Source organism: Mycobacterium sp. IDUB_28 (genome assembly GCF_055419285.1).
On the sequence record NZ_JBVAXK010000002.1, the window covers coordinates 527,908 to 548,367 of the forward strand.

Sequence of the window (20,460 nt, forward strand, 5' to 3'; positions counted from 1 at the left end):
TTCGTTCTGGACTGGTAGGGGTCACATACCCCGCGACGACGCCGGTAAATCGGCGGCGCGGGTCGTCACTGCATCGGCACCGGTGCCGGACGGGACTCGGCGATGAACCGCTCGCCGAGGTCGTAGTCGTCGTCGGCGTTGTAGGTCAACACGCCGACCGTGGCACCGCCGGCTTCGTACCAGACGGTGAAACCGTCGGAATGCTCGACGAGGCGGCAGCGTTCGAAGCCGTCACCCCACGCGTGATACTTGACCGTCGCATCGCCGATCGACGTCCAAAAACCGGGCACCGCATCCCATTTCGCATCGCTGCCGGCCGCGGCGGCACCGGCTGCGGCGCCCTGGTCATCCGCGTCCTGCCAGTGTTCGACGGCCAGGTGGCGTTCGGCCAGGGCGTGGCGTGCCAGAGCGACATCGCCGGCGGCGAACACGCCGCGGACCGAGGTGGCCAGGTCGGTGCCGACGACGATGCGGTCGTCGCGCACGTCCAGGCCGGCTACGGCGGCGATACCGCTCTGCGGAGCCACGCCGGTGGCCGCCAAGACCAGATCGCAGTCGATGGTGACGCCGTTGTCCAACCGCACCCCGGTGCGAGTGACTTCTTCGACGCTGACCCCGCCGACGTGCCGGGCACCGGTCTCGGCGACCAGCCCGGCCAGGCGTTCGGCGGCCTCCTTGCCGAGTCGGCGTTCCTGCGGAAGCGGTTCCGGCGCAACAAGAGTGACCGCCACGTTGCGCAGCGCCAGGGAAGCGGCGGCCTCACAGCCGATGAACCCCGACCCGATCACGACGGCGGAGTCGGCGCCTTCCGCGGCGGTGCGCAGCGCAGTTGCGTCGGCCAGTGACCGCAGCGGCAGCGCATACTCGGCGCCGGGAAAGGGCGGGGTCACCGGGGCGGCTCCGCACGCCAGCACCAGCGACTCGAACGGATAGCGCTGCTGACCGACGTGGACGGCCCGCTCGGCGAGGTCGAGGCGGTCGACTCGCGCATCGAGGGTGAGGTCGATCGCCCGGTCACGGAACCACTGCACGGGGTGCAGCACGACGTCATCGGTCTCCCCGCGCAGGTATTCCTTGCTCAACGGCGGACGGAGGTAGGGCACATCGACGTCAGCGCTGAGAATTCGCACGGGTGTGTCGGGACGGTGTTCGCGAAACGACGCTGCCGCCGCGACTCCCGCCGGTCCGCTGCCTACGACGATCAATCCGAGGTCGGTCACCTCGCAGAGATACCCGCACCCGGTGAGCTCAACCGGGGGTGGCGGCAACCGAGAGCCTGGGCGCAGGTCGCGCCTATTCGGGCTGCTGCAACTGCAGCAACACCACCGCTCGGCCTTCGACGGTGATCTTGCCCTTGGGCGGGAGCGCGTCCGGCGACTCCACCCGGCCGGTGTTGACCGCCGTATCGAGCACCGGCAGCCAACTCGGCCCGAAATCGTCCGGGGGAAGGACGAATTCGATCGGCTCGTGGTGTGCGTTGAAGCACAGCACGAAAGAGTCGTCGGTGATTCGCTGGCCGCGCGAGTCGGTGCCCGGAATGCCGAGGCCGTTCAGGTACACCGCCACCGACTTGCCGAATCCGGAGTCCCAGTCCTCGTCGCTCATCTCCGAACCGTCGGGACGGAACCACGAAATGTCAGGTATGCCGGCGGAACCGCGGTGGCGCACCGGGGCGCCGGTGAAGAAACGCCGCCTGCGGAACACCGGGTGCTCGGCCCGCAGGGCGGTCACCATCCCGGTGAACTCGATCAGATCCTGGTCGGCATTGTCCCAGTTGATCCAGGTCAATTCGGAATCCTGGCAGAAGCCGTTGTTGTTCCCATGCTGCGTACGGCCGAGTTCATCACCGTGGCAGATCATCGGCACACCTTGCGACAGAATGGTTGTCGCCAGGAAGTTGCGTTGTTGCCGGGCGCGCAGCGCGTTGATTTCCGGATCCTCGGTGGGTCCCTCGGCGCCGCAGTTCCACGACCGATTGTGCGATTCGCCGTCGTTGTTGTCCTCGCCGTTGGCCTCGTTGTGTTTTTCGTTGTAGGACACCAGGTCTCGCAGGGTGAACCCGTCATGAGCGGTGACGAAGTTGATCGATGCGACCGGGCGGCGCGCGGTGTGCTCATAGAGGTCGGCCGAACCGGTGATCCGGGATGCGAACTCGCTGAGGATGGCGTCCTCGCCGCGCCAGAAGTCGCGAATGGTGTCGCGGTACTTGCCGTTCCATTCGGTCCACTGCGGCGGGAAGTTGCCCACTTGGTAACCCCCCGGACCGACATCCCACGGTTCGGCGATCAGCTTGACCTGGCTGACGATCGGGTCCTGCTGCACCAGTTCGAAGAACGCCGACAGGCGGTCGACGTCGTAGAACTCACGAGCCAGTGTGGACGCCAGATCGAAGCGGAATCCGTCGACATGCATCTCGGTGACCCAGTACCGCAACGAATCCATGATCAGTTGCAGGGTGTGCGGGTGGCCGACGTTCAGGCTGTTGCCGGTGCCGGTGTAGTCCATGTAGTACTGCTTGTCGTCGTCGACCAGACGGTAGTAGGCGGCGTTGTCGATGCCCCGCATGGACAGCGTGGGACCGAGGTGGTTGCCCTCAGCGGTGTGGTTGTAGACGACATCGAGGATCACCTCGATGTTGGCCTCGTGCAACGCGCGGACCATCGCCTTGAACTCCTGAACCTGACCGCCGGGTGTGTTGCTCGCGGTGTATTTGAAGTCGGGGGCGAAGAATCCAATTGTGTTGTAGCCCCAGTAATTCGACAGGCCCTTGTCGATCAGTGTCGAGTCGTTGGCGAAATGGTGCACCGGCATCAGTTCGATGGCGTTGACGCCGAGATTGGTCAGGTGCTCGATGATCGCGGGATGCGCGATCGCCGAATAGGTGCCGCGAATGCGCTCCGGAATGGCGGGGTGCGTCTGCGTCAGGCCTTTGACATGCGCCTCGTAGATGACGGAGTCGGCGTACTCATGGCCGGGCGGACGGTCCACCCCCCAGTCGAAGTACGGGTTGATCACCACCGATTTGGGCATGTTGGCCGCGGAGTCGTCGTCGTTGCGGCTGTCCGGATCACCGAAGTTGTAGCTGAACAGCGACTGGTCCCACTGGAATGAGCCGTCGATGGCCTTCGAATACGGGTCGACCAGCAGCTTGTTCGGGTTGCAGCGCTGGCCGTTGCCCGGATCGTAGGGACCGTGGACCCGGTAGCCGTACCGCTGACCGGGCTGCACGCTGGGTAGAAAGCCGTGCCAGATGAATCCGTCGACTTCGGGGAGCGCGATCCTGGTTTCGGCGCCGTCGTCGTCGAACAGGCAGAGTTCGACCCGCTCGGCTACCTCGCTGAAGACGGCGAAGTTGGTGCCGGACCCGTCGTAGGTGGCACCCAGTGGGTAGGCCTTGCCCGGCCAGACTTCGGGCCGGTCACCGTCGGTTGCCGATCCCTGCGGACTGCCATTACTCACTATCGTGCCTCCTGGGATTGTCGGGGGCCCGATCCGAACCGCGACCTGCGCCTGTTTTCCCCCTGTCGGGGCGGCTTAAGCATGAGATGTCTCTCAGTTCCGCCGGCGGGGCAGCGACGTCGGGGACAGCCGGGTCCTGCGGTCGAACTTGCCTGGGCACAACCGGGTTTCGCGGACCGAACGGTCAACGGCGGGGTTGCGACACGATCACGGACGTATACCTATTGCCTGCTCATTGGTCACAAGGGTCACATCGCTCACTATCGTCACATCATCCCGTGCGGACGTCAATTCAGCGTCCGACCCCTGAAAGGTGTGACATGTCGGCGATTCCTCGCTTTGTCTCGGTATCGCTGGCGGCCACGGCCGCTGTCGGGCTGATCCTGCCGATCAGCCTCGCGCCCGGCCTGGCTCCCACGGCGCACGCGTTGCCGTGCAGCGCACCGGAGGCAAACGTCCCGCCGCCGGCCAACGCGGTGGTGACCAACCCCGGTGGCAAGGTGCTCGGCCCGCTCAACAAGCGACCCCGGGGCGCGAACGACCGTGCGCCGCTGCCCAGGGTGGGACCGCTGCAGCGGACCCAGCAACCGGGGCAGCGATACTCCGCGCCACTCCAGCAGCAGGCGCGGGTGCCGAACGCCGCTCCGGCGCCGCCCGCCCCGGCCCCGCCGGCCGCTGCCCAGCAGCCCCCGGCCGGGGAGATCGCCCCCGAAGCCGCACCGCCGCCGAATCCGGCACCGGCCCCGGAAGCCGCTCCAGCGCCGGGAGCGCCGGATGCGATGGGCGCGCTCGGCGGGTCCAACACCTCGCTCGTCGAGTGGGTGACCGGTCCGGAAGGCCCCAACAAGACTCTCGAGCGCTTCGGCATTTCCGGGACCGACCTCGGAATCCTCTGGGACAACGGCGATCCCGCCAACCATCAGGTGCTGATGGCCTTCGGCGACACCTTCGGCTACTGCGCGGTCAAGGGCGACCAGTGGCGCTACAACGTGCTGTTCCGCAGTAACGACCAGGACCTGTCCCACGGGCTGCATGTGAGCACCGGCGACCCGTCCAATCGGTACGCCGGTTCACCGACCCAGCAGCCCGGCTTCTCCCGACAGGTCATCAACAGCATCAAGTACGCCAAGGAAGAGACCGGCATCATCCCGACCGCCGCCATCTCGGTCGGCAAAACCCAGTACATCAACTTCATGTCCATCAGGGACTGGGGCCGCGACGGGGAGTGGTGGACGAACTATTCCGGCATCGCCATGTCCACCGACAACGGCCAGACCTGGTCGGTGTACCCCGGCACCATCCGGGCCAACGGGCCCGACGCCGCGCGGGTGCCCTACGTGGAGGGCAACGAGAACTTCCAGATGGGGGCGTACGTCAAGGGCGGGGACGGCTATCTGTATTCGTTCGGCACGCCCAACGGGCGCGGCGGCGCGGCGCACCTGTCGCGGGTGCAGCCACGTTTCATCCCCGATCTCACCAAATATGAGTACTGGAACGGTGATTCGAACTCCTGGGTGCCGAACAAGCCGTCGGCGGCCACACCGGTGATCCCAGGGCCGGTGGCCGAAATGTCGGCGCAGTACAACACCTATCTCAAGCAGTACCTGGTGATGTACACCAATGGCGCCAACGACGTGGTGGCGCGGACCGCGCCGACACCGCAGGGCCCCTACAGTCCCGAGCATCTGCTGGTGTCTAGCTTTCAGATGCCCGGTGGGGTCTACGCACCGATGATGCATCCGTGGTCGACCGGCAAGGATGTCTACTTCAACCTCTCGCTGTGGTCGGCATACGACGTGATGCTGATGCACACCACGCTGGGCTGAGCGAGTCAGGGCGCGAGCGGTCGATTCGTCCATTCCCGGCCCGCCCGCCGCGAGGACCGGAACCAGCCGCCGGCCGCGCCGGTGCCGCCGTCGGTGGGGATGGTGTGGCCGGTGACGAACGCCGAGAGGTCTGAGGCCAGGAACAGGATCACCCGCGCCTGATCGTCGGGCACACCCATCCGCCCGACCGGAACCCACTGCGGCCACTGGGTCTGCTCGGCGGGGGACAGCCACTGCGAGTAGGGCACCTGCAGTGACTCGGTGACGTCAGGGCCGATGGCGTTGACCCGGATGCCGTCGCGGCCTACCTGTACCGCCAGACTGCGGGTGAATTGGACGACTGCGGCTTTGAAGGCGGCGTACACCGGATCCTCGGGGTAACCGCGCAGACCCTCGACCGACGATACGTTGACGATCGCGCCGGCCTGCTGGTCGATCATCGCCGGCAGGAACGCGCGGGTGACCAGGAAGACGTGGTGCAGGTTCACCCGGTAGAGCTCGTCCCACAGCTGCGGGTCGGTGCCGGCGAAGCTGCCCGGGTGCCGTACCCAGTGCCCGACATTGTTGACCAGCACATCCAACCGGCCGTAGTGCTCGAGCACGGCTGCCGCCAGCGCGCTGACCTGATCGGCTTCTCGCACGTCGGCCGTCACCGCGTGGGCGCCGATGTCGGCGGCGACCTGCTCACTGCGATCGGGGTCGATGTCAGCGATCACCACCTGCGCGCCGTGGGCGGCGAACAGCCGCGAGGTGGCCGCGCCGATGCCACCGCCGCCGCCGGTGATCAGGGCTACCCGGCCGGCGAGCAACCGGCCGCTCTGCGCTGCCTGATCCATGGGTACATCCTGGGTCACGGCGACTGGGGTGATGCGCGGTGTTGGTCAGTCCTTGCCGCGGGGCGGTGGCTGTACCTCGACGCCGCTCTTCTTGTCTTCGGGTCCGGCGTCGGGGTGCTCGGCGGGTACCCGGTCCCGGAACCGGCCGGCCTCGCTGGCTTGCTGATCCGGGGTGGATCGGTTCTCGCTGCGGTACGGGCCGGGCTTCGGCCGCGGCTTACCGCCGGGCAGAGCCAGCCGAAAGATAGTGCGGTGCACCGTAAACCACTGCTTGGAGAACCGCCCGGTGTTGTAGGGCAGTTCGTAGCGTTCGCAGATGTCCTTGATCTTCGGTGCGATCTCGGAGTACCGGCTGGCCGGCATGTCCGGGTAGAGATGGTGCTCCACCTGGTAGCCGAGGTTGCCGCTGATCACGTGGAACAGCGGGCTGCCGTCAATGTTGGCGGCGCCGACGAGTTGGCGTAGGTACCACTCGCCACGGGTTTCGTCCTCGACTTCTTCTTCGCTGAATGTATAAGTCTGGTCGGGGAAATGCCCGCAGAAGATGATGGCGTGCGCCCAGACATTGCGGATGATATTGGCCAGCGCGTCGGCGGCCAGGGTACGCAGATAGGTGCTCTCTGCACCGGGCAGTACTTTGTCCAGGAATGTCGCCGTGCCGCCCAGGCGGCTGGTGCCGGGGAGCTTGCGCAGGCGGCGGCCGAGGCGGGACTGCGCGGGCTGATCCAGGCGCCCACCGGAGGCGAGTTGCACCAGCGCAAAGGCGCCGGCGCTGATCAAGGGCCAGCCGATGTAGTCCTTGATGACCTGCGAACGCACTTTGACCCCAATGCCTTTGAGGTCTTTACGTACCTCTGACCATGGCTTCTCCCGGGCCCGGATCGCTTCGATGTCCATGTCGTGCACCGCCACGCCCCACTCGAACAACAGCGTGAGCAACAAGTTGTAGAGCGGTTGTCCCAGGAAATAGGGCCGCCATTCCTGGTGGGGATCGATCCGCATGATCTCGTAGCCGAGATCCTTGTCCTTGCCGCGGATGTTGGTGAAGGTGTGGTGAATGTAGTTGTGCGAGTGCTTCCACGATTCCGCGGTGGAGGCGGTGTCCCAGTCCCATTTGGAAGAGTGGATATCGGGGTCGTTCATCCAGTCCCACTGCCCGTGCATGACATTGTGACCGATTTCCATGTTCTCCAGGATCTTGGCCATACCGAGGCAGGCGGTGCCCAGCACCCACGCGGTCCGTGACCGCGAAGCCAACAGCAGCACCCGGCCGACGACGACGATCTGGCGTTGCGCGGTGATGACGGACTTGATGTAGCGGCGATCGCGCTCGCCGAGGTCGGCGAACACCTCGTCGTGAATGGCATCGAGTTCTTTGCCGAGCTTTTCCCGTTCTTGTTCGCTCAGATGGGCGAACGGGCTTTGCGAGCGTTCCATAGTTGAGGTCACTTCGAGTTCCTTTCGATCACAGTTCGAGTTCGACGTCGCCCTCGGCGCTGTTGATGCAGATCCTGACGTCCTGTCCGGTGGGTTCGCTGACCTCGCCGGAGCGCAGATCGCGTAGCTTGCCCGATTTCAGCGTCCCGACGCAGGTGTGGCAGATGCCGATTCGGCACCCGTGGTCGAGTTCCAGTCCGGCGTTCTCCCCGGCTTCCAAAATCGATGTGCCGCCGTCACATTCGACCTTCTTGTCGCTCTTGAGGAAGCAGACCTCGCCGCCCTCGCCGTCACCGGCGTCGCCCCCGATCTTCGGCTGGAACCGTTCGTAGTGGAGGCGATCAGGATCGCCGTTCTCCTCCCAGTGTTCGATGAGCGCGTCGAGCATCTCCTCCGGTCCGGAGCAGAAAGCCTCACGCTCACGCCAGTCGGGAACCTCCTCGTCCAGGTCGCCGGGTTCGAGTCGGCCACGGTCCCCGGTCAGGCGGATGTCCAGGCGCATCTGCTCATGTCGGTCGTCGAGCTCCTCCAGGACCGACAGGAACATCACCTGCTCGCGGGTACGTGCGGAGTGGATGTGCACCACGTCGCCCAGTTGGTCGCGCCGGTCGAGGCTGCGCAGCATGCTCATGATCGGGGTGATGCCGCTGCCGGCGCTGATGAACAGCATCTTCTCGGGCAACGGGTCGGGCAGCGTAAACACACCCTCGATCTCGCTGAGCCGTACCAGTTCGCCGGGTTGAATTTTTTCCACCAGGTAGGGCGACACGACGCCGCTGTCCACTTTCTTCGGGGTGACACTGATCAACCCGTCGGCAGGCTCGGGATCCGAGGTCAGCGAATATGCGCGCCAGTGGTAGACGCCGTCGATCACCAGGCCGAGTCGTACGTACTGCCCGGGCTTGTGACCCGGCCATTCGTAGCCCGGCCGGATCAGGATGCTCGCCGCTTCCGAACCCTGTTTCTCGACCCGCTCGACCTTTCCGCGCAGCTCCTTCGTCGTCCAAAGCGGGTTGATCATCTCGATGTAATCGTCGGGCTGTAGCGGCTTGAACAGATTCCGCACAGCTTTGAGGAACAGACGACGGCCGCGGGGTACTTGAGGCTGAGCTCCACGTTCTGCCATTGGTCCAATAGTACACAGTTGTTCACTGAAAACCAGTAGGCCCTCAAAACTGTTGGGGCACAACATGAATGCATACAAGAACTGGACGCGAAAAATTGCAGGCGTTCACCGACTACCTGCTGGGGCTGAGCAGGATGCGCCTGGCGTCTGCGGCTGCATGACCGCAACCGCCATGCCCCGTCCGCGCGCGGCTCAAACCTCCGGAGTCAAACTTTCTGCACCGATACGCGCCTGATGCGACGACGGGCCGTCGGCCCTGCGCCCCGGTTGGGCGGTCGAATGAACCTCGCCGGCAGCCGCGCCCCACGTCCGTGACGGTCACAATGCCGGGTTTGCCGAGCCCTGGGGCAGGCTACTATGCCGCCATGCCGCTCGACGAAGGCTCGACCTTTGCTGGATACACCATTGTCCGGCAACTCGGGTCCGGCGGTATGGGCGAGGTTTACCTGGCGAAACACCCCCGACTGCCACGCCAGGACGCCCTGAAGGTGGTCAAGGCCGATGTTTCGGCCGACCGGGAATACCGGGAGCGGTTTCACCGGGAGGCTGAAACAGCCGCCGCCCTGTGGCATCCCCACATCGTCGCCGTGCACGACCGCGGCGAAACCGACGGTCAGCTGTGGATCGACATGGACTACGTCGACGGGACCGATGCCGGTGCGCTGCTCGACGAGCGGTATCCGAACGGTATGCCAGGTCCCGAGGTGGTCGAGATCATCACCGCGGTGGCTGAGGCGCTCGATTACGCCCACGAGCACAGGATGATCCACCGCGACGTCAAGCCGGCCAACATGCTCATCGCGCAGCCCGACTCACCGGACCGACGGATATTGCTGGCCGATTTCGGGATCGCCGGACTGGTGGGCGAGTCGACCGGTCTGACTGCGACCAACATGACGGTGGGCACCGTCGCCTACGCGGCGCCGGAACAACTCATGGGCAACGACCTCGACGGCCGGGCCGATCAGTATGCCCTGGCGGCGTCGGCCTATCAGCTGCTCACCGGGACACCGCCGTTTCAGCATTCGAACCCCGCCGTGGTGATCAGCCAGCATCTCACCGCGGCACCTCCGCCGATAGGGGAGCGCCGTCCCTCCCTGGCCGATCTGGATCCGGTCTTCAGCAAGGCGCTGTCCAAGGATCCCAAGGACCGCTACCTACGTTGCATCGATTTCGCACGGGCGCTCGGCCACCATCTCGGTGACACCGGCGACGCCGACGAAACCAACGTGTCGCTGCCCGCAGTGACGGCGCCACCGCGCCGGTCGCTGTTGCGGCCCGCCGTTGTCATCCCGGGGGTGTTGGCGATTCTGTTGGTCATCGCCGTCGTCTTCGCGTTGCAGGAGTTTCTGCGTGCCGACGAAGAAGAGCGGGCGGCGACGGCCGCGCAAACCACGACCACCACCAGTGCCAACGCCGCGCCGGCGCCGTCGGCAGCTGCCCCGCCCGAGTTGCCCTTCGTCGCCATCGGTGCCGAATGCGCCCTGCTCGGCGGCGAGGGTCAGACCACCGCCCGGGTCAAGGCGTATTGCTCCCCGTTGCAGGGCAGCAACAAAGAAACCGGCATCTGGTCGCTGACCGAAGGCCCGGTGGCCAGTCCCACCGCCACCTCTGCGCCGGGACCGGGCGAAACAGCGCTACCCAGTGAGCAGGAGACACCGGTCCAGGTGTGCGTACAGCAGACCGGGCAGACCCGATTGCAATGCCTGGAGGACATTCGCCGCGGCAGCGTCCCACCGCGCCGCTAACCGAATGCGCCTACCGCGGCGGACCACCTGCGCCCCGGATATTCAGCAGGGATAACGGTCGCGGAACGCCCGCGGCGGCGCCCAACTCACGCCGAGTCGGTCGGTAACACATATTTGACGCCTTCCTTCTTTAAATGACCACCGTGCCGATACAGTTGGGTGCGATGACCCAGACAGCTGCCCCACCTGTGCTGACCGTGCGTTATGACGGAGCCGAACGCACCTTCGCCGCAGGCCACGATGTAGTCATTGGGCGTGATCTACGCGCGGACGTCCGCGTGGCGCACCCCCTCATTTCCCGCGTGCACCTGTTGTTGCGCTTTGACCAGGGTCGATGGGTCGCCATCGACAATGGCAGCCTCAACGGGCTGTACGTCAACAACCGCCGCGTGCCGGTGGTCGACGTCCAGGACGGACAGCGCATCAACATCGGCAACCCCGATGGCCCGGCGCTGGAGTTCGAAGTCGGCCGCCGTAGCCAGGGTTCGGTGGGTCGCCCACCCCCGACGACGGCGATGGCGATACCGTCCCGGCCCAGCGGGCCCATCCCCGCGCAGGGCCCGCCACCGTCCGGAGCCAACTGGGGGCAACAACAGGCCCCGTCGACCCAGCGGATTCCGTCTGCGCCGCCGTCGGGACAGCCCCGTTACCCGTCGGGGCCGCAACCGATGCCGCCGCAACAGAGCGGGCCGCAGATCTATCGTCCCGCGGCGGCGCAGCAGCCGCCGCCGGTGATCGGCCGCACGGCCGACGTGGGCGGCCGGACGTCGATGATGAAGATCCTGCGGCCGGGCAAGGCCGGGGGCGACCTGCCGCCGAACGCGATCAAGATCGGTCGCGCCGACGACAACGACATCGTCATTCCCGAGGTGCTGGCATCGCGCCACCACGCGACGCTGATCCCGTCCGCCAATGGCGTTGAGATCCGTGACAACCGCAGTATCAACGGGACATTCGTCAACGGCACCCGGGTCGAATCCGCGATCTTGCGCGACGGCGACGTCGTCACCATCGGAAACATCGACCTCGTCTTCGCCAACGGCGCTCTCTCACGTCGCGAAGAGAGCCTGCTGGAGACCCGTACCGGCGGCCTCGATGTGCGCGGGGTGACGTGGACCATCGAGGGCAACAAGACGCTGCTGGACAATATCTCGCTCACCGCACGGCCGGGAATGCTCACCGCCGTCATCGGACCCTCGGGTGCCGGCAAGTCGACCTTCGCCAAGCTGGTGGCCGGGTATACCCACCCGACCAGCGGCACGGTCGCCTTCGAGGGCCACAACGTGCACTCCGAATACGCCTCGCTGCGCAGCAGGATCGGCATGGTGCCGCAGGACGACGTGGTGCACGGTCAGCTGACCGTACGGCAGGCGCTGATGTATGCCGCCGAGCTGCGGCTGCCGCCGGACACCACCAAAGAGGACCGCGAACAGGTGGTCGCCCGGGTCCTCGAGGAACTCGAGATGACCAAGCACCTCGAGACGCGGGTAGACAAGCTGTCCGGCGGTCAGCGCAAACGCGCCTCGGTGGCGCTGGAACTGCTCACCGGCCCGTCGCTGCTGATCCTCGACGAACCGACCTCGGGCCTGGACCCGGCGCTGGACCGCCAGGTCATGACCATGCTGCGGCAGTTGGCCGACGCCGGGCGTGTGGTGCTGGTCGTCACTCACTCGCTGACCTATCTGGACGTGTGTGACCAGGTGTTGCTGCTGGCGCCGGGCGGCAAGACCGCATTCTGCGGGCCGCCCAGCCAGATCGGTCCGGCCATGGGCACGACGAACTGGGCCGACATCTTCAGCACCGTCGCCGAGGACCCGGACGGCGCCAAGGCCCGGTACCTGGAACGGAACGGCCCGCCGCCCCCGGCGCCACCGGTGGAAAAACCCGCGGAGTTGGGCGAGGCGGCGCATACCAGCCTGCTTCGACAGTTCTCCACGATTGCCCGACGGCAACTGCGGTTGATCATCTCCGACCGCGGCTACTTCATCTTCCTGGCGATACTGCCGTTCATCATGGGTTCGCTGTCCATGTCGGTGCCCGGTGATGTCGGTTTCGGTACACCGAACCCGACCGGCGATGCACCGACCGAGCCGGCCCAGATCCTGGTGCTGCTGAACGTCGGCGCGGTCTTCATGGGCACGGCACTGACCATTCGCGACCTGATCGGTGAGCGGGCGATCTTCCTGCGTGAACAGGCAGTAGGTCTGTCCACCACCGCATATCTGCTGGCCAAGGTGTGCGTCTACACGATATTCGCGCTGGTCCAGTCGGCGATCGTCACGGTGATCGCGCTCATCGGCAAGGGCGGCCCGACCAAGGGCGCTGTCCTGCTGAGTCCGCCGGCTTTCGAACTCTACGTCGACATCGCGGCGACCACCGTCGCGTCGGCGATGCTGGGGTTGGTGTTGTCCTCGCTGGCCAAGACCAGCGAGCAGATCATGCCGCTGCTCGTCGTCGCGGTGATGTCGCAGCTGGTGTTCTCCGGCGGCATGATCCCGGTCACCGGCCGAATCGGGCTCGATCAGATGTCCTGGGTCACCCCGGCCCGGTGGGGTTTCGCGGCTTCGGCGTCAACGGTCAATTTGACAGAACTGTCGCACCTTCCGCAGATCCCCAGGGATTCACACTGGAAGCACACGGTGGGTGCCTGGTCGTTGGATATGGGCATGTTGGTGCTGCTCAGCGTCTTCTACCTCGGCTTCGTGCGCTGGAAGATCCGCCTGAAGAGCGGCTGATCACCCCGCCGTCTGCGCGCGGGTGTCGATGACGCGCTGCGCGATGTCGATGAGCTTGGAATTGCTCTCCTGCGACAACGCGCGCAGCATCTCGAAGGCACGCACGTCGTCGACGTTGTAGCGCTCCATGATGATGCCTTTGGCCTGCCCGATGCGGTCGCGGCTGGATAACGCGGTCTGCATGTTCTCGTCGTGGCGGCCGGCCAGGATCGCCGCGGCAGCGTGCGCCGCCAGCACGGTGCCGACGGTCTCCGCTTCGGCATCCCATACCCCGGGCGCAAACCCGAACAGGTTCAGCGCGCCCGCCGTGCGCTCCGCGGTGTAGAGCTTGAACGAGAGTCCGCTGCGCACGCCGAGTTCCAGCGCGGCCGGCGAGTATTTCGGCCAGCGCTGTTCGGTCTGGAAATCATCGGTCCGCACGATGGTGTCCTGCAGCGCGGCCTGATAGCAGGGGCCTTCTTGGAATCGGTGTTGGAGATCGTCGAGCTTCCCGGGCAGATCGCTGAAATCGCCGAGCGACTCGAACTTGCCGCTGCCATGGACCAGCAGAATTCCGGCGGTATCTGCCCCGGGTATCAACTCGACCGCGGTGGCGGTGACGTTCGCCAGGATCTGCTCGACGGAGCTCGGGGTGGCCAGGGTCCGGGCCAACTCGGCCATCCGCACGGCCAGTTCGTGTTTGTCCAGGATCATGCGGTCATGTCTACCCGGCGGGTGATCGCGCGCTGTCGGCGAGTACCCGACGACTGTCGGAGCGGCGCCTGGTACGGCGCCGCTCCACAGCCCGGACCCGACCCGGTCTTGGAGAGCAGCTACTGCCCCCAGCCGCCGGCGTGGGGTGGTGCCCAGTGGGTCGGCAGGGGCGCCACCGCGTGCGGTTGTTTCGGACGGAAGAACAGGGCGCCCGCGACGGCGCGGTTGCGCAGCGCCGACGCCCGCCAGGTGTTGACCGGATGCGACGCCACCATGTTGGACAGCCAGACGAAGAATCCGGTCTCCGACTCGGCCCGGTCCGCCATCCCGTCGAAGTCAACCCAGCGCAGCAGGTACTTGCCGGCGCTCAACACCCCGATGGCCCGCCGGGCGCCTTCCGGATGGAACGCGTACCCGTAGTTGTCCGCGGTGTACTCCATCGACCGGGACAGCGCCTGGCCCAGGAACGGGATCTTCATGGCCAGCTGGCTCAGCTGCCGCCAGTAGGAGGCGTGTCCGGCCGCGATGTGTCCCACTTCGTGACCGATGACGAAGGCGAGTGCCTCCGGGTCGCGCGCCTGGCCACCGACCTCGAACAGATCGCTGTAGACCACCACGTAACGGCGGAAGCCGTGACCGCTGGCGAAGGCGTTGATCTGGCCGTTGCCCAACACCACGTACGCGTCGGGGATTTCGGTGAGCCCGAACCGCTGCGCGGCCTGCGCCACCAACCAGTAGCCATCCGGAAACTGGGTGGGCGACATCTTGACGCCGTTCGTGCGTTGCCGGCCGTAGTTCAAGCCCCTGGCCAGGAACAGCACCAGTGGTGTGGCCAGCACCGAGAGCCACAGCAGGCTGCCGTGACCGGTCAGTACCACGACGGTGGCGATCAGGTAGAGCACGACGCTGGACAGGATGACCAGGACCAGCAGGCCGATCTCCCACGGGTGGCGGCTGGGCAGTTCCCGATAACCCACTGCACCGGGCGGTGCCCCGTGATGCGATCCGGGCGGATGATGATGTATCGGCGAATCGACGATGGCCATGACGGTCCCTTGGCTCCTGTGTGAAGTCGTTGCTCCGGTTGTGCACGGGCGACCATCAGCCTCCGGGCCCGCCCTTACAGGATTCTCTATAAATCCTTGGAGCGCGCTAAATCCTTGCCATGCGGGCCCCGGACCGTCTGCTCTGCGGCGCCCGTCGTTTCCTATCATTGGCTATGCACGCCGGCGCGCTGACGATCGCGCGATCGCCCGCGTTCACCGCCGAGGAAGTAGCCCGCTACCGCGCCGCGGGCTGGTGGTCGGAATCCACCTTGTCCGACGCGGTGCGGCGCAACGCCGAACGCCGGCCCGGTCGCACGGCCTACTGCGACCAGCGGGACGACCTGGCCACGACCACGCTGACCTGGCCCGAATTTGATGCTGCGGCGACCGCGCTGGCCCGGCAGCTCGCCGAGCACGGTGTGCGGCGCGGTGACCGGATCGGAGTCTGGCACGGCGATTCGGCGGCCCTGCACGTGCTGTTCGTCGGCGTCGAACGATGCGGCGCCGTCGTGGTCGGCATCGGCGCGCGCGCCGGCGCACGAGAAGTCGCCCAGTTGTTGGTGGCCACCGAGCCGAAGTTGGTGATCTGCGATCACCAGCGCGGCGTCGCCGCGGCGGGGGTGGTGGGCGGTAGGACAGTGCTGGTGTTGCGGGACGACCTGCGGTTGGATGATCGCGGCGGCCGGCCCGGCGCGGTGGGCGTCAGATCGCAGCTGGGACCCGACGACGTGTTCCTGATCAACTCCACCTCAGGGACCACCGGTCTGCCGAAGTGCGTGGTTCACACGCAGAACCGTTGGCACTACTTTCACCAGAAGGCCGTCGGCAATGGGCAGCTGACGCCCGAGGACGTGTTCCTTCCGGTGATACCGATGCCTTTCGGGTTCGGCATCTGGACCAGTCACACCACCCCGATCTATCTGGGTGCCATGGCGGTGATTCTGCGGCGGTTCACCACCGCGGCGGTGTGCGAAGCCGTCGCGCGGCACCGGGTCACTGTATTGTGCTGTGTCAGTACGCAATTGACGATGTTGATGGCTGACCCCGACACCCGCGGGTACGACTTGAGTTCGCTGCGGGTGGTGTTCACCGGTGGGGAAGCGCTGCCGTACCGCCCGGCGGCGGAATTCGAAGAACTGACTGGCGCGACAATTCTGCAGTTCTATGGCTCCAACGAAACCGGCGTGCTCAGTGGGACCACGCTGGACGACCCGCCGCGTCAACGGCTCCGCACCGGCGGTCGGATCATCCCGGAGATGTCGGTCCGGCTTTTCGACGGCGACCGCGATGTCACCGAGACCGGGCGCGGTCAGCCGGCCTGCCGCGGTCCGGCGACCAGCCTGGGGTATCTGAGCGGTTTGGCCGGCGGCGCCGACCATGACGCACTGTTCACCCGCGACGGGTGGATGCGGATGGGCGACATCTGCCAGATCGACTCTGACGGATACCTGACCGTCACCGGCCGAACCTCGGACTTCATCCTGCGGGGCGGCAAGAACATCAGCGCCGCCCAAGTCGAGGATGCGGCGATGACGCATCCCGCACTCGCGGTGACCGCTGCCGTCGCGATGCCCGACCCGGTGTTCGGCGAGAAGGTGTGCCTCTACGCCGAACTCGTCGATGAGCGGCGTATCGAGTTGCCCGCACTCGTCGAACATCTGCTGGCACTTGGCGTTTCGAAAGAGCTGCTGCCTGAACGGCTCATCGTGCTCGACGAGCTGCCCCGTTCGTCCGGGGGAAAAGTGGCCAAAGGTCAACTCCGTGAGGATATTCGGCGCAGAATGGAGACAGGCGATGAGTGAACCGCAGGCGCGACAAGGCGGGTTGCAGGTATGGGCGCCGGCGGTGCTGCCCCCGATCGGAGTCGACCTGTCCGATGAACAGGCGCTCGCGGTGGCGTTCCGTCATCTGGCGTCCATCGGGTTCGCCGAGAACATGGCCGGGCACATCACCTGGCAACTCGACGGTCGGACCGACATGTTGGTCAACCCGTGGGGGTTGTGGTGGCAGGAACTCACCGCCTCCGATATCTGTGCGGTGGACTCGGACGCGCGGGTGATCCGGGGCCGGTGGGACGTCACCCCGGCGATCCACATCCACACCGAGCTGCACCGGGTCCGCGACGACGCGCGGGTGGTCATCCACAATCACCCGTACTACGTGTGCGTGCTGGCCGCACTGGGCAGGTTGCCCGAACTCCTGCACCAGACCGGGGCCCTGTTCACCGACGACCTGTGCCTGGTCGAGTCCTACGGCGGGGAAGTGGACAGCCCCACTCGCGCAGCAGATCTCGCGGCACACATCGGTGGCGCCAACCTGACGATTCTGGCGAATCACGGTGTCATCGCCACCGGGCGCACCCTGCCGGAAGCCGTCTATCGGGCGGCATCCATTGAACGGGTGTGCCGACTGGCCTACGACGTGCTGCTGACCGGCCGCGAACCGGCACAGATGCGGTGGTCGGACATGGCCGGCATGCAGGCCTCGCTGATCGAACGTGCCGCCGATGTCTACTGGGCGGGTGCGGCCCGCATGACGATCAAAGCCGACCCCGATGTGCTCAGCTGATTCCGGCTCGCCCCAACCGAGGAGGCCCGCGACGTGAAATCGATTGACGACCTGGCCGGCGACCTGAACTTCACCACCGCCAAGACGGGGGAGGACCGCTCGGTCACATTTCTGCCGGATCCGCCCCGAGCGCGACGGCACTACACCCTGATCTCGGTGGACGATCACATCGTGGAACCGCCGGACACCTTCACCGGTCGGTTGCCGCGCAAGTTCGCCGACCGCGCCCCGAAAGTCGTCGACACCCCGCAGGGCGGACAGACCTGGGTGTATGACGACCAGATACTGCCCAACGTCGGCTTCAACGCGGTGGTGGGGCGGCCGGTATCCGAGTACGGGTTCGAACCGGTCCGGTTCGACGAAATGCGCAGGGGCGCTTGGGATATTCATGCGAGGGTCGCGGACATGGACCTCAACGGCATCTACGCGTCGCTGAACTTTCCGTCGTTCCTGCCGGGGTTCGCCGGGCAGCGGCTGCAACAGGTGACCAAGGATCGCGACCTGGCGTTGGCCGCGGTGCGGGCCTGGAACGACTGGCATCTGGAAGCCTGGGCCGGGCCCTACCCCGACCGGATCATTCCCTGCCAACTGCCCTGGCTGCTGGATCCCGAACTCGGCGCGGCCATGATCCGCGCGAACGCCGAACGGGGTTTCCACGCGGTGACGTTCAGCGAGAACCCTGCGCTGCTCGGGTTGCCGAGCATCCACTCGGGACACTGGGATCCGGTGATGGCGGCCTGCGCCGAGACCGGCACCGTGGTCAACCTGCACATCGGCTCGTCCGGTTCGTCCCCGTCGACCACCGAGGACGCCCCGCCCGATGTGCAGGGTGTGCTGTTCTTCGCCTACGCGATATCCGCTGCGGTGGACTGGCTGTACTCCGGGCTGCCCAGCAGGTTCCCGGAACTCAGGATATGCCTGTCCGAAGGCGGAATCGGCTGGGTGGCCGGGTTATTGGACCGGCTGGACCATATGCTGAGCTACCACGAGATGTACGGCACCTGGCAGGCGTTGAAGGAAAAACTCACTCCCGCAGAGGTTTTCACCCGCAACTTCTGGTTCTGCGCGGTGGAGGACAAGTCCTCGTTCGTCCAGTACAACCGGATCGGCATGGACAACATCATGCTGGAGGCCGACTATCCACACTGCGACTCGACGTGGCCGCACACCCAGCGGACCGTTCACGAAGAGATCGGCGGGCTGCCGCCCGAAGTGATCCGGAAGATCACCTGGCAGAACGCATCCCGGCTCTACCAGCACCCGGTGCCGGCCGAGATACAGCGCAACCCCGACGTATTCTGAGCGGGATCGCCGGGCCCGGGTGGGCGCCGAAGCGTACCGCTGCACGACGACCGGTCCGTGGTGGCTATATCAGTCCGTTCACACCGTCGGCGCCGAACAGGAGTCCGCCGGTGCCCCCGGTCCCGGCCGTGGCGCCCGGGTTGACGCCGAATCCGGCGTTGCCACCGTTTCCGCCGTTGCCGAACAGCTCGGCGTCGCCGCCGTTGCCGCCGTCGCCGGCCACGAAGCCGGTGCCGTCTCCGCCGGCCCCACCGGCTCCGCCCCCGCCGATGAGTGCGGCGTCGCCGCCGGCGCCGCCCTTCCCGCCAGCTGCCGAGCCCGACGACCCGCCTGCGCCGCCGTCGCCACCATCGCCGATCAGTGCTGCGGCGGTACCGCCTGCGCCACCCGCTCCACCGCCGGCGTTGCCGGTCCCGCCGCGTCCGCCCCCGCCACCGCTGCCGACCAGTCCCGCGGCGTTTCCACCGGCACCACCGGCACCCCCGGCAAGTTGCCCGTCGCCGCCGGTCCCACCGCTGCCGCCATCGCCGTAGAGCATGCCGGATCTGCCGCCGTCCGCTCCCGCTCCGCCGTTGCCGGTGGCCGACAGCCCAGCCCCACCGTTTCCGCCGGCGCCGCCACCGCCGATCAGCAGCCCGCCGGCCCCGCCGGTGCCGCCGCTGCCGCCGGTGTTGAGGCTGGCACCGCCGGCTCCGCCGTCCCCTCCGGTGCCGAAGAAGCCGGCCCCACCGACGCCGCCGGTGCCGCCGGTGCCTCCCCGCACGTCACCTTGGCCGCCGTCGCCGCCGTGCCCGCCGGCGCCGAACAGCAGTCCGCCGGCTCCGCCGACGCCACCGGTGCCGCCGGTGCCACCGGTGCCGCCCTGGCCGCCGGAGCCACCGGCCCCGCCGCTGCCGAACAGCGACCCTCCTGCTCCGCCGGCCCCGCCGTTGCCTCCGAGACCGCCGAAGCCGAGACCACCGCTGCCCCCGGCACCGCCATGTCCGAACAGCAGTCCGGCGGCCCCGCCGTTGCCGCCCGCCAGGAGGAACCCGCCGGCGCCGCCCGCCCCGCCGTTGCCGACCAGCAGCCCGCCCCGCCCGCCGTTGCCGCCGATACCGCTGTCGCCGAGACCACCCAGCGTGCCTGCCCCGCCCGCCCCACCGTTGCCGATCAGGCCGGCTGCTCCGCCGTTGCCACCCCGTTGTCCCAGGGCCGACCCCGACCCGCCGGCCCCGCCGTTGCCGTACAACAATCCACCGGCGCCGCCGTCGGCACCCGATCCGGGGGCGGCATTCGCTCCGTTGCCGATCAGCGGGCGTCCCAGCAGGGCCTGGCTCGGCGCGTTGATCAGGTCGAACACACTCTGCAGGGGTGCTGCCGCGGCTGCCTCGGCGCTGGCGTAGGCGGTGCTCGAAGTGGCCAGGGCCCGCACGAACTGGTCGTGATAGCGCCCCAATTGGGTGCTCACCGTCTGATACGTCTGGCCATAGCTGTTGAACAGTGCTGCCACGGCGCCCGAGATCTCGTCGGCGCCGGCCGCGAGCAGCGTCGTCGTAGGTCCCGTCACCGCGTTCCCGGCGGCGCTCAGGTTGGCGCCGACGCCGGCAAGATCTGTTGCGGCATAACCGATTTGCTCGGGTACGGTGGTTAGGAACGACATGGTCTCCTCCTGGCTCGATGCCCAGTTCCGCGTTGGCTAACT

General features: G+C 66.9%; 14 protein-coding genes. 6 read left to right on the forward strand and 8 right to left on the reverse strand.

Translation table 11 applies throughout. From position 1 onward, the window contains the following. Window positions 1-65 precede the first annotated feature (65 nt). Window positions 66-1,220: an NAD(P)/FAD-dependent oxidoreductase gene (locus tag ACZYZ9_RS06270; RefSeq protein WP_463825338.1), complete on the reverse strand. Its 1,155-nt coding sequence runs from the start codon at window positions 1,218-1,220 to the stop codon at window positions 66-68. A 73-nt stretch (window positions 1,221-1,293) separates the two neighbouring features. Continuing rightward, window positions 1,294-3,459: a glycogen debranching protein GlgX gene (glgX, locus tag ACZYZ9_RS06275; RefSeq protein WP_463825339.1), complete on the reverse strand. Its 2,166-nt coding sequence runs from the start codon at window positions 3,457-3,459 to the stop codon at window positions 1,294-1,296. Between the two features lie 320 nt (window positions 3,460-3,779). On the opposite strand from glgX, the gene ACZYZ9_RS06280 reads away from it, so the two are divergent. Further along, window positions 3,780-5,285: a DUF4185 domain-containing protein gene (locus ACZYZ9_RS06280; protein ID WP_463825340.1), complete on the forward strand. Its 1,506-nt coding sequence runs from the start codon at window positions 3,780-3,782 to the stop codon at window positions 5,283-5,285. A 5-nt stretch (window positions 5,286-5,290) separates the two neighbouring features. On the opposite strand, the gene ACZYZ9_RS06285 is transcribed toward ACZYZ9_RS06280, so the two are convergent. The 3 genes from ACZYZ9_RS06285 to ACZYZ9_RS06295 are packed head-to-tail and all read right to left on the reverse strand — an operon-like array spanning window position 5,291 to window position 8,684. Continuing rightward, a complete protein-coding gene (locus ACZYZ9_RS06285) occupies window positions 5,291-6,121 on the reverse strand; it encodes an SDR family NAD(P)-dependent oxidoreductase (RefSeq protein ID WP_463825341.1) in 831 nt (276 codons plus the stop codon). Window positions 6,122-6,166: 45 nt separating this feature from the next. Further along, window positions 6,167-7,558, reverse strand: a complete 1,392-nt coding sequence (locus ACZYZ9_RS06290; RefSeq protein ID WP_463825467.1) for a fatty acid desaturase family protein — start codon at window positions 7,556-7,558, stop codon at window positions 6,167-6,169. A 28-nt stretch (window positions 7,559-7,586) separates the two neighbouring features. Further along, window positions 7,587-8,684: a ferredoxin reductase gene (locus ACZYZ9_RS06295; protein ID WP_463825342.1), complete on the reverse strand. Its 1,098-nt coding sequence runs from the start codon at window positions 8,682-8,684 to the stop codon at window positions 7,587-7,589. Between the two features lie 365 nt (window positions 8,685-9,049). On the opposite strand from ACZYZ9_RS06295, the gene ACZYZ9_RS06300 reads away from it, so the two are divergent. Together ACZYZ9_RS06300 and ACZYZ9_RS06305 are read left to right on the forward strand one after the other, a co-directional pair. Continuing rightward, window positions 9,050-10,432 (forward strand): serine/threonine-protein kinase, encoded by a 1,383-nt coding sequence (locus tag ACZYZ9_RS06300; RefSeq protein WP_463825343.1) that lies wholly within the window; start codon window positions 9,050-9,052, stop codon window positions 10,430-10,432. A gap of 164 nt (window positions 10,433-10,596) precedes the next feature. Continuing rightward, complete coding sequence (locus ACZYZ9_RS06305) at window positions 10,597-13,167, forward strand: FHA domain-containing protein (protein WP_463825344.1); 2,571 nt, start codon at window positions 10,597-10,599, stop codon at window positions 13,165-13,167. Here the strand turns inward: ACZYZ9_RS06305 and ACZYZ9_RS06310 are convergent, their stop codons facing one another. Then, a complete protein-coding gene (locus ACZYZ9_RS06310; RefSeq protein WP_463825345.1) occupies window positions 13,168-13,860 on the reverse strand; it encodes a GAF and ANTAR domain-containing protein in 693 nt (230 codons plus the stop codon). It abuts the gene before it with no gap. A gap of 119 nt (window positions 13,861-13,979) precedes the next feature. Further along, complete coding sequence (locus ACZYZ9_RS06315; protein ID WP_463825346.1) at window positions 13,980-14,906, reverse strand: M48 family metallopeptidase; 927 nt, start codon at window positions 14,904-14,906, stop codon at window positions 13,980-13,982. A gap of 173 nt (window positions 14,907-15,079) precedes the next feature. Between ACZYZ9_RS06315 and ACZYZ9_RS06320 the strand changes: the two genes are divergently transcribed. Genes ACZYZ9_RS06320 through ACZYZ9_RS06330 form a run of 3 tightly spaced genes read left to right on the forward strand, consistent with a single transcriptional unit; the run spans window position 15,080 to window position 18,776 of the window. Further along, window positions 15,080-16,708, forward strand: coding sequence for a class I adenylate-forming enzyme family protein (locus tag ACZYZ9_RS06320; protein ID WP_463825347.1), 1,629 nt, complete (start codon window positions 15,080-15,082; stop codon window positions 16,706-16,708). After that, on the forward strand, window positions 16,701-17,474 hold the full coding sequence (locus tag ACZYZ9_RS06325; RefSeq protein WP_463825348.1) for a class II aldolase/adducin family protein: 774 nt from the start codon (window positions 16,701-16,703) through the stop codon (window positions 17,472-17,474). Before ACZYZ9_RS06320 ends, ACZYZ9_RS06325 begins: the two co-directional genes overlap by 8 nt. Window positions 17,475-17,507: 33 nt before the next feature. After that, window positions 17,508-18,776, forward strand: coding sequence for an amidohydrolase family protein (locus ACZYZ9_RS06330; RefSeq protein WP_463825349.1), 1,269 nt, complete (start codon window positions 17,508-17,510; stop codon window positions 18,774-18,776). Window positions 18,777-18,840: 64 nt separating this feature from the next. Here ACZYZ9_RS06330 and ACZYZ9_RS06335 read toward each other — a convergent pair whose 3' ends face one another. Next, window positions 18,841-20,418, reverse strand: a complete 1,578-nt coding sequence (locus tag ACZYZ9_RS06335; RefSeq protein WP_463825350.1) for a PE family protein — start codon at window positions 20,416-20,418, stop codon at window positions 18,841-18,843. Window positions 20,419-20,460 lie beyond the last annotated feature (42 nt).

Bases quoted from the DNA above. Each gene is read 5' to 3' on its own strand.
- ACZYZ9_RS06280 (WP_463825340.1), top strand. From the start codon at position 3,780: ATGTCGGCGATTCCTCGCTTTGTCTCGGTATCGCTGGCGGCCACGGCC.
- ACZYZ9_RS06285 (WP_463825341.1), bottom strand. From the start codon at position 6,121: ATGGATCAGGCAGCGCAGAGCGGCCGGTTGCTCGCCGGCCGGGTAGCC.
- ACZYZ9_RS06290 (WP_463825467.1), bottom strand. From the start codon at position 7,558: ATGGAACGCTCGCAAAGCCCGTTCGCCCATCTGAGCGAACAAGAACGG.
- ACZYZ9_RS06295 (WP_463825342.1), bottom strand. From the start codon at position 8,684: ATGGCAGAACGTGGAGCTCAGCCTCAAGTACCCCGCGGCCGTCGTCTG.
- ACZYZ9_RS06300 (WP_463825343.1), top strand. From the start codon at position 9,050: ATGCCGCTCGACGAAGGCTCGACCTTTGCTGGATACACCATTGTCCGG.
- ACZYZ9_RS06305 (WP_463825344.1), top strand. From the start codon at position 10,597: ATGACCCAGACAGCTGCCCCACCTGTGCTGACCGTGCGTTATGACGGA.
- ACZYZ9_RS06310 (WP_463825345.1), bottom strand. From the start codon at position 13,860: ATGATCCTGGACAAACACGAACTGGCCGTGCGGATGGCCGAGTTGGCC.
- ACZYZ9_RS06315 (WP_463825346.1), bottom strand. From the start codon at position 14,906: ATGGCCATCGTCGATTCGCCGATACATCATCATCCGCCCGGATCGCAT.
- ACZYZ9_RS06320 (WP_463825347.1), top strand. From the start codon at position 15,080: ATGCACGCCGGCGCGCTGACGATCGCGCGATCGCCCGCGTTCACCGCC.
- ACZYZ9_RS06325 (WP_463825348.1), top strand. From the start codon at position 16,701: ATGAGTGAACCGCAGGCGCGACAAGGCGGGTTGCAGGTATGGGCGCCG.
- ACZYZ9_RS06335 (WP_463825350.1), bottom strand. From the start codon at position 20,418: ATGTCGTTCCTAACCACCGTACCCGAGCAAATCGGTTATGCCGCAACA.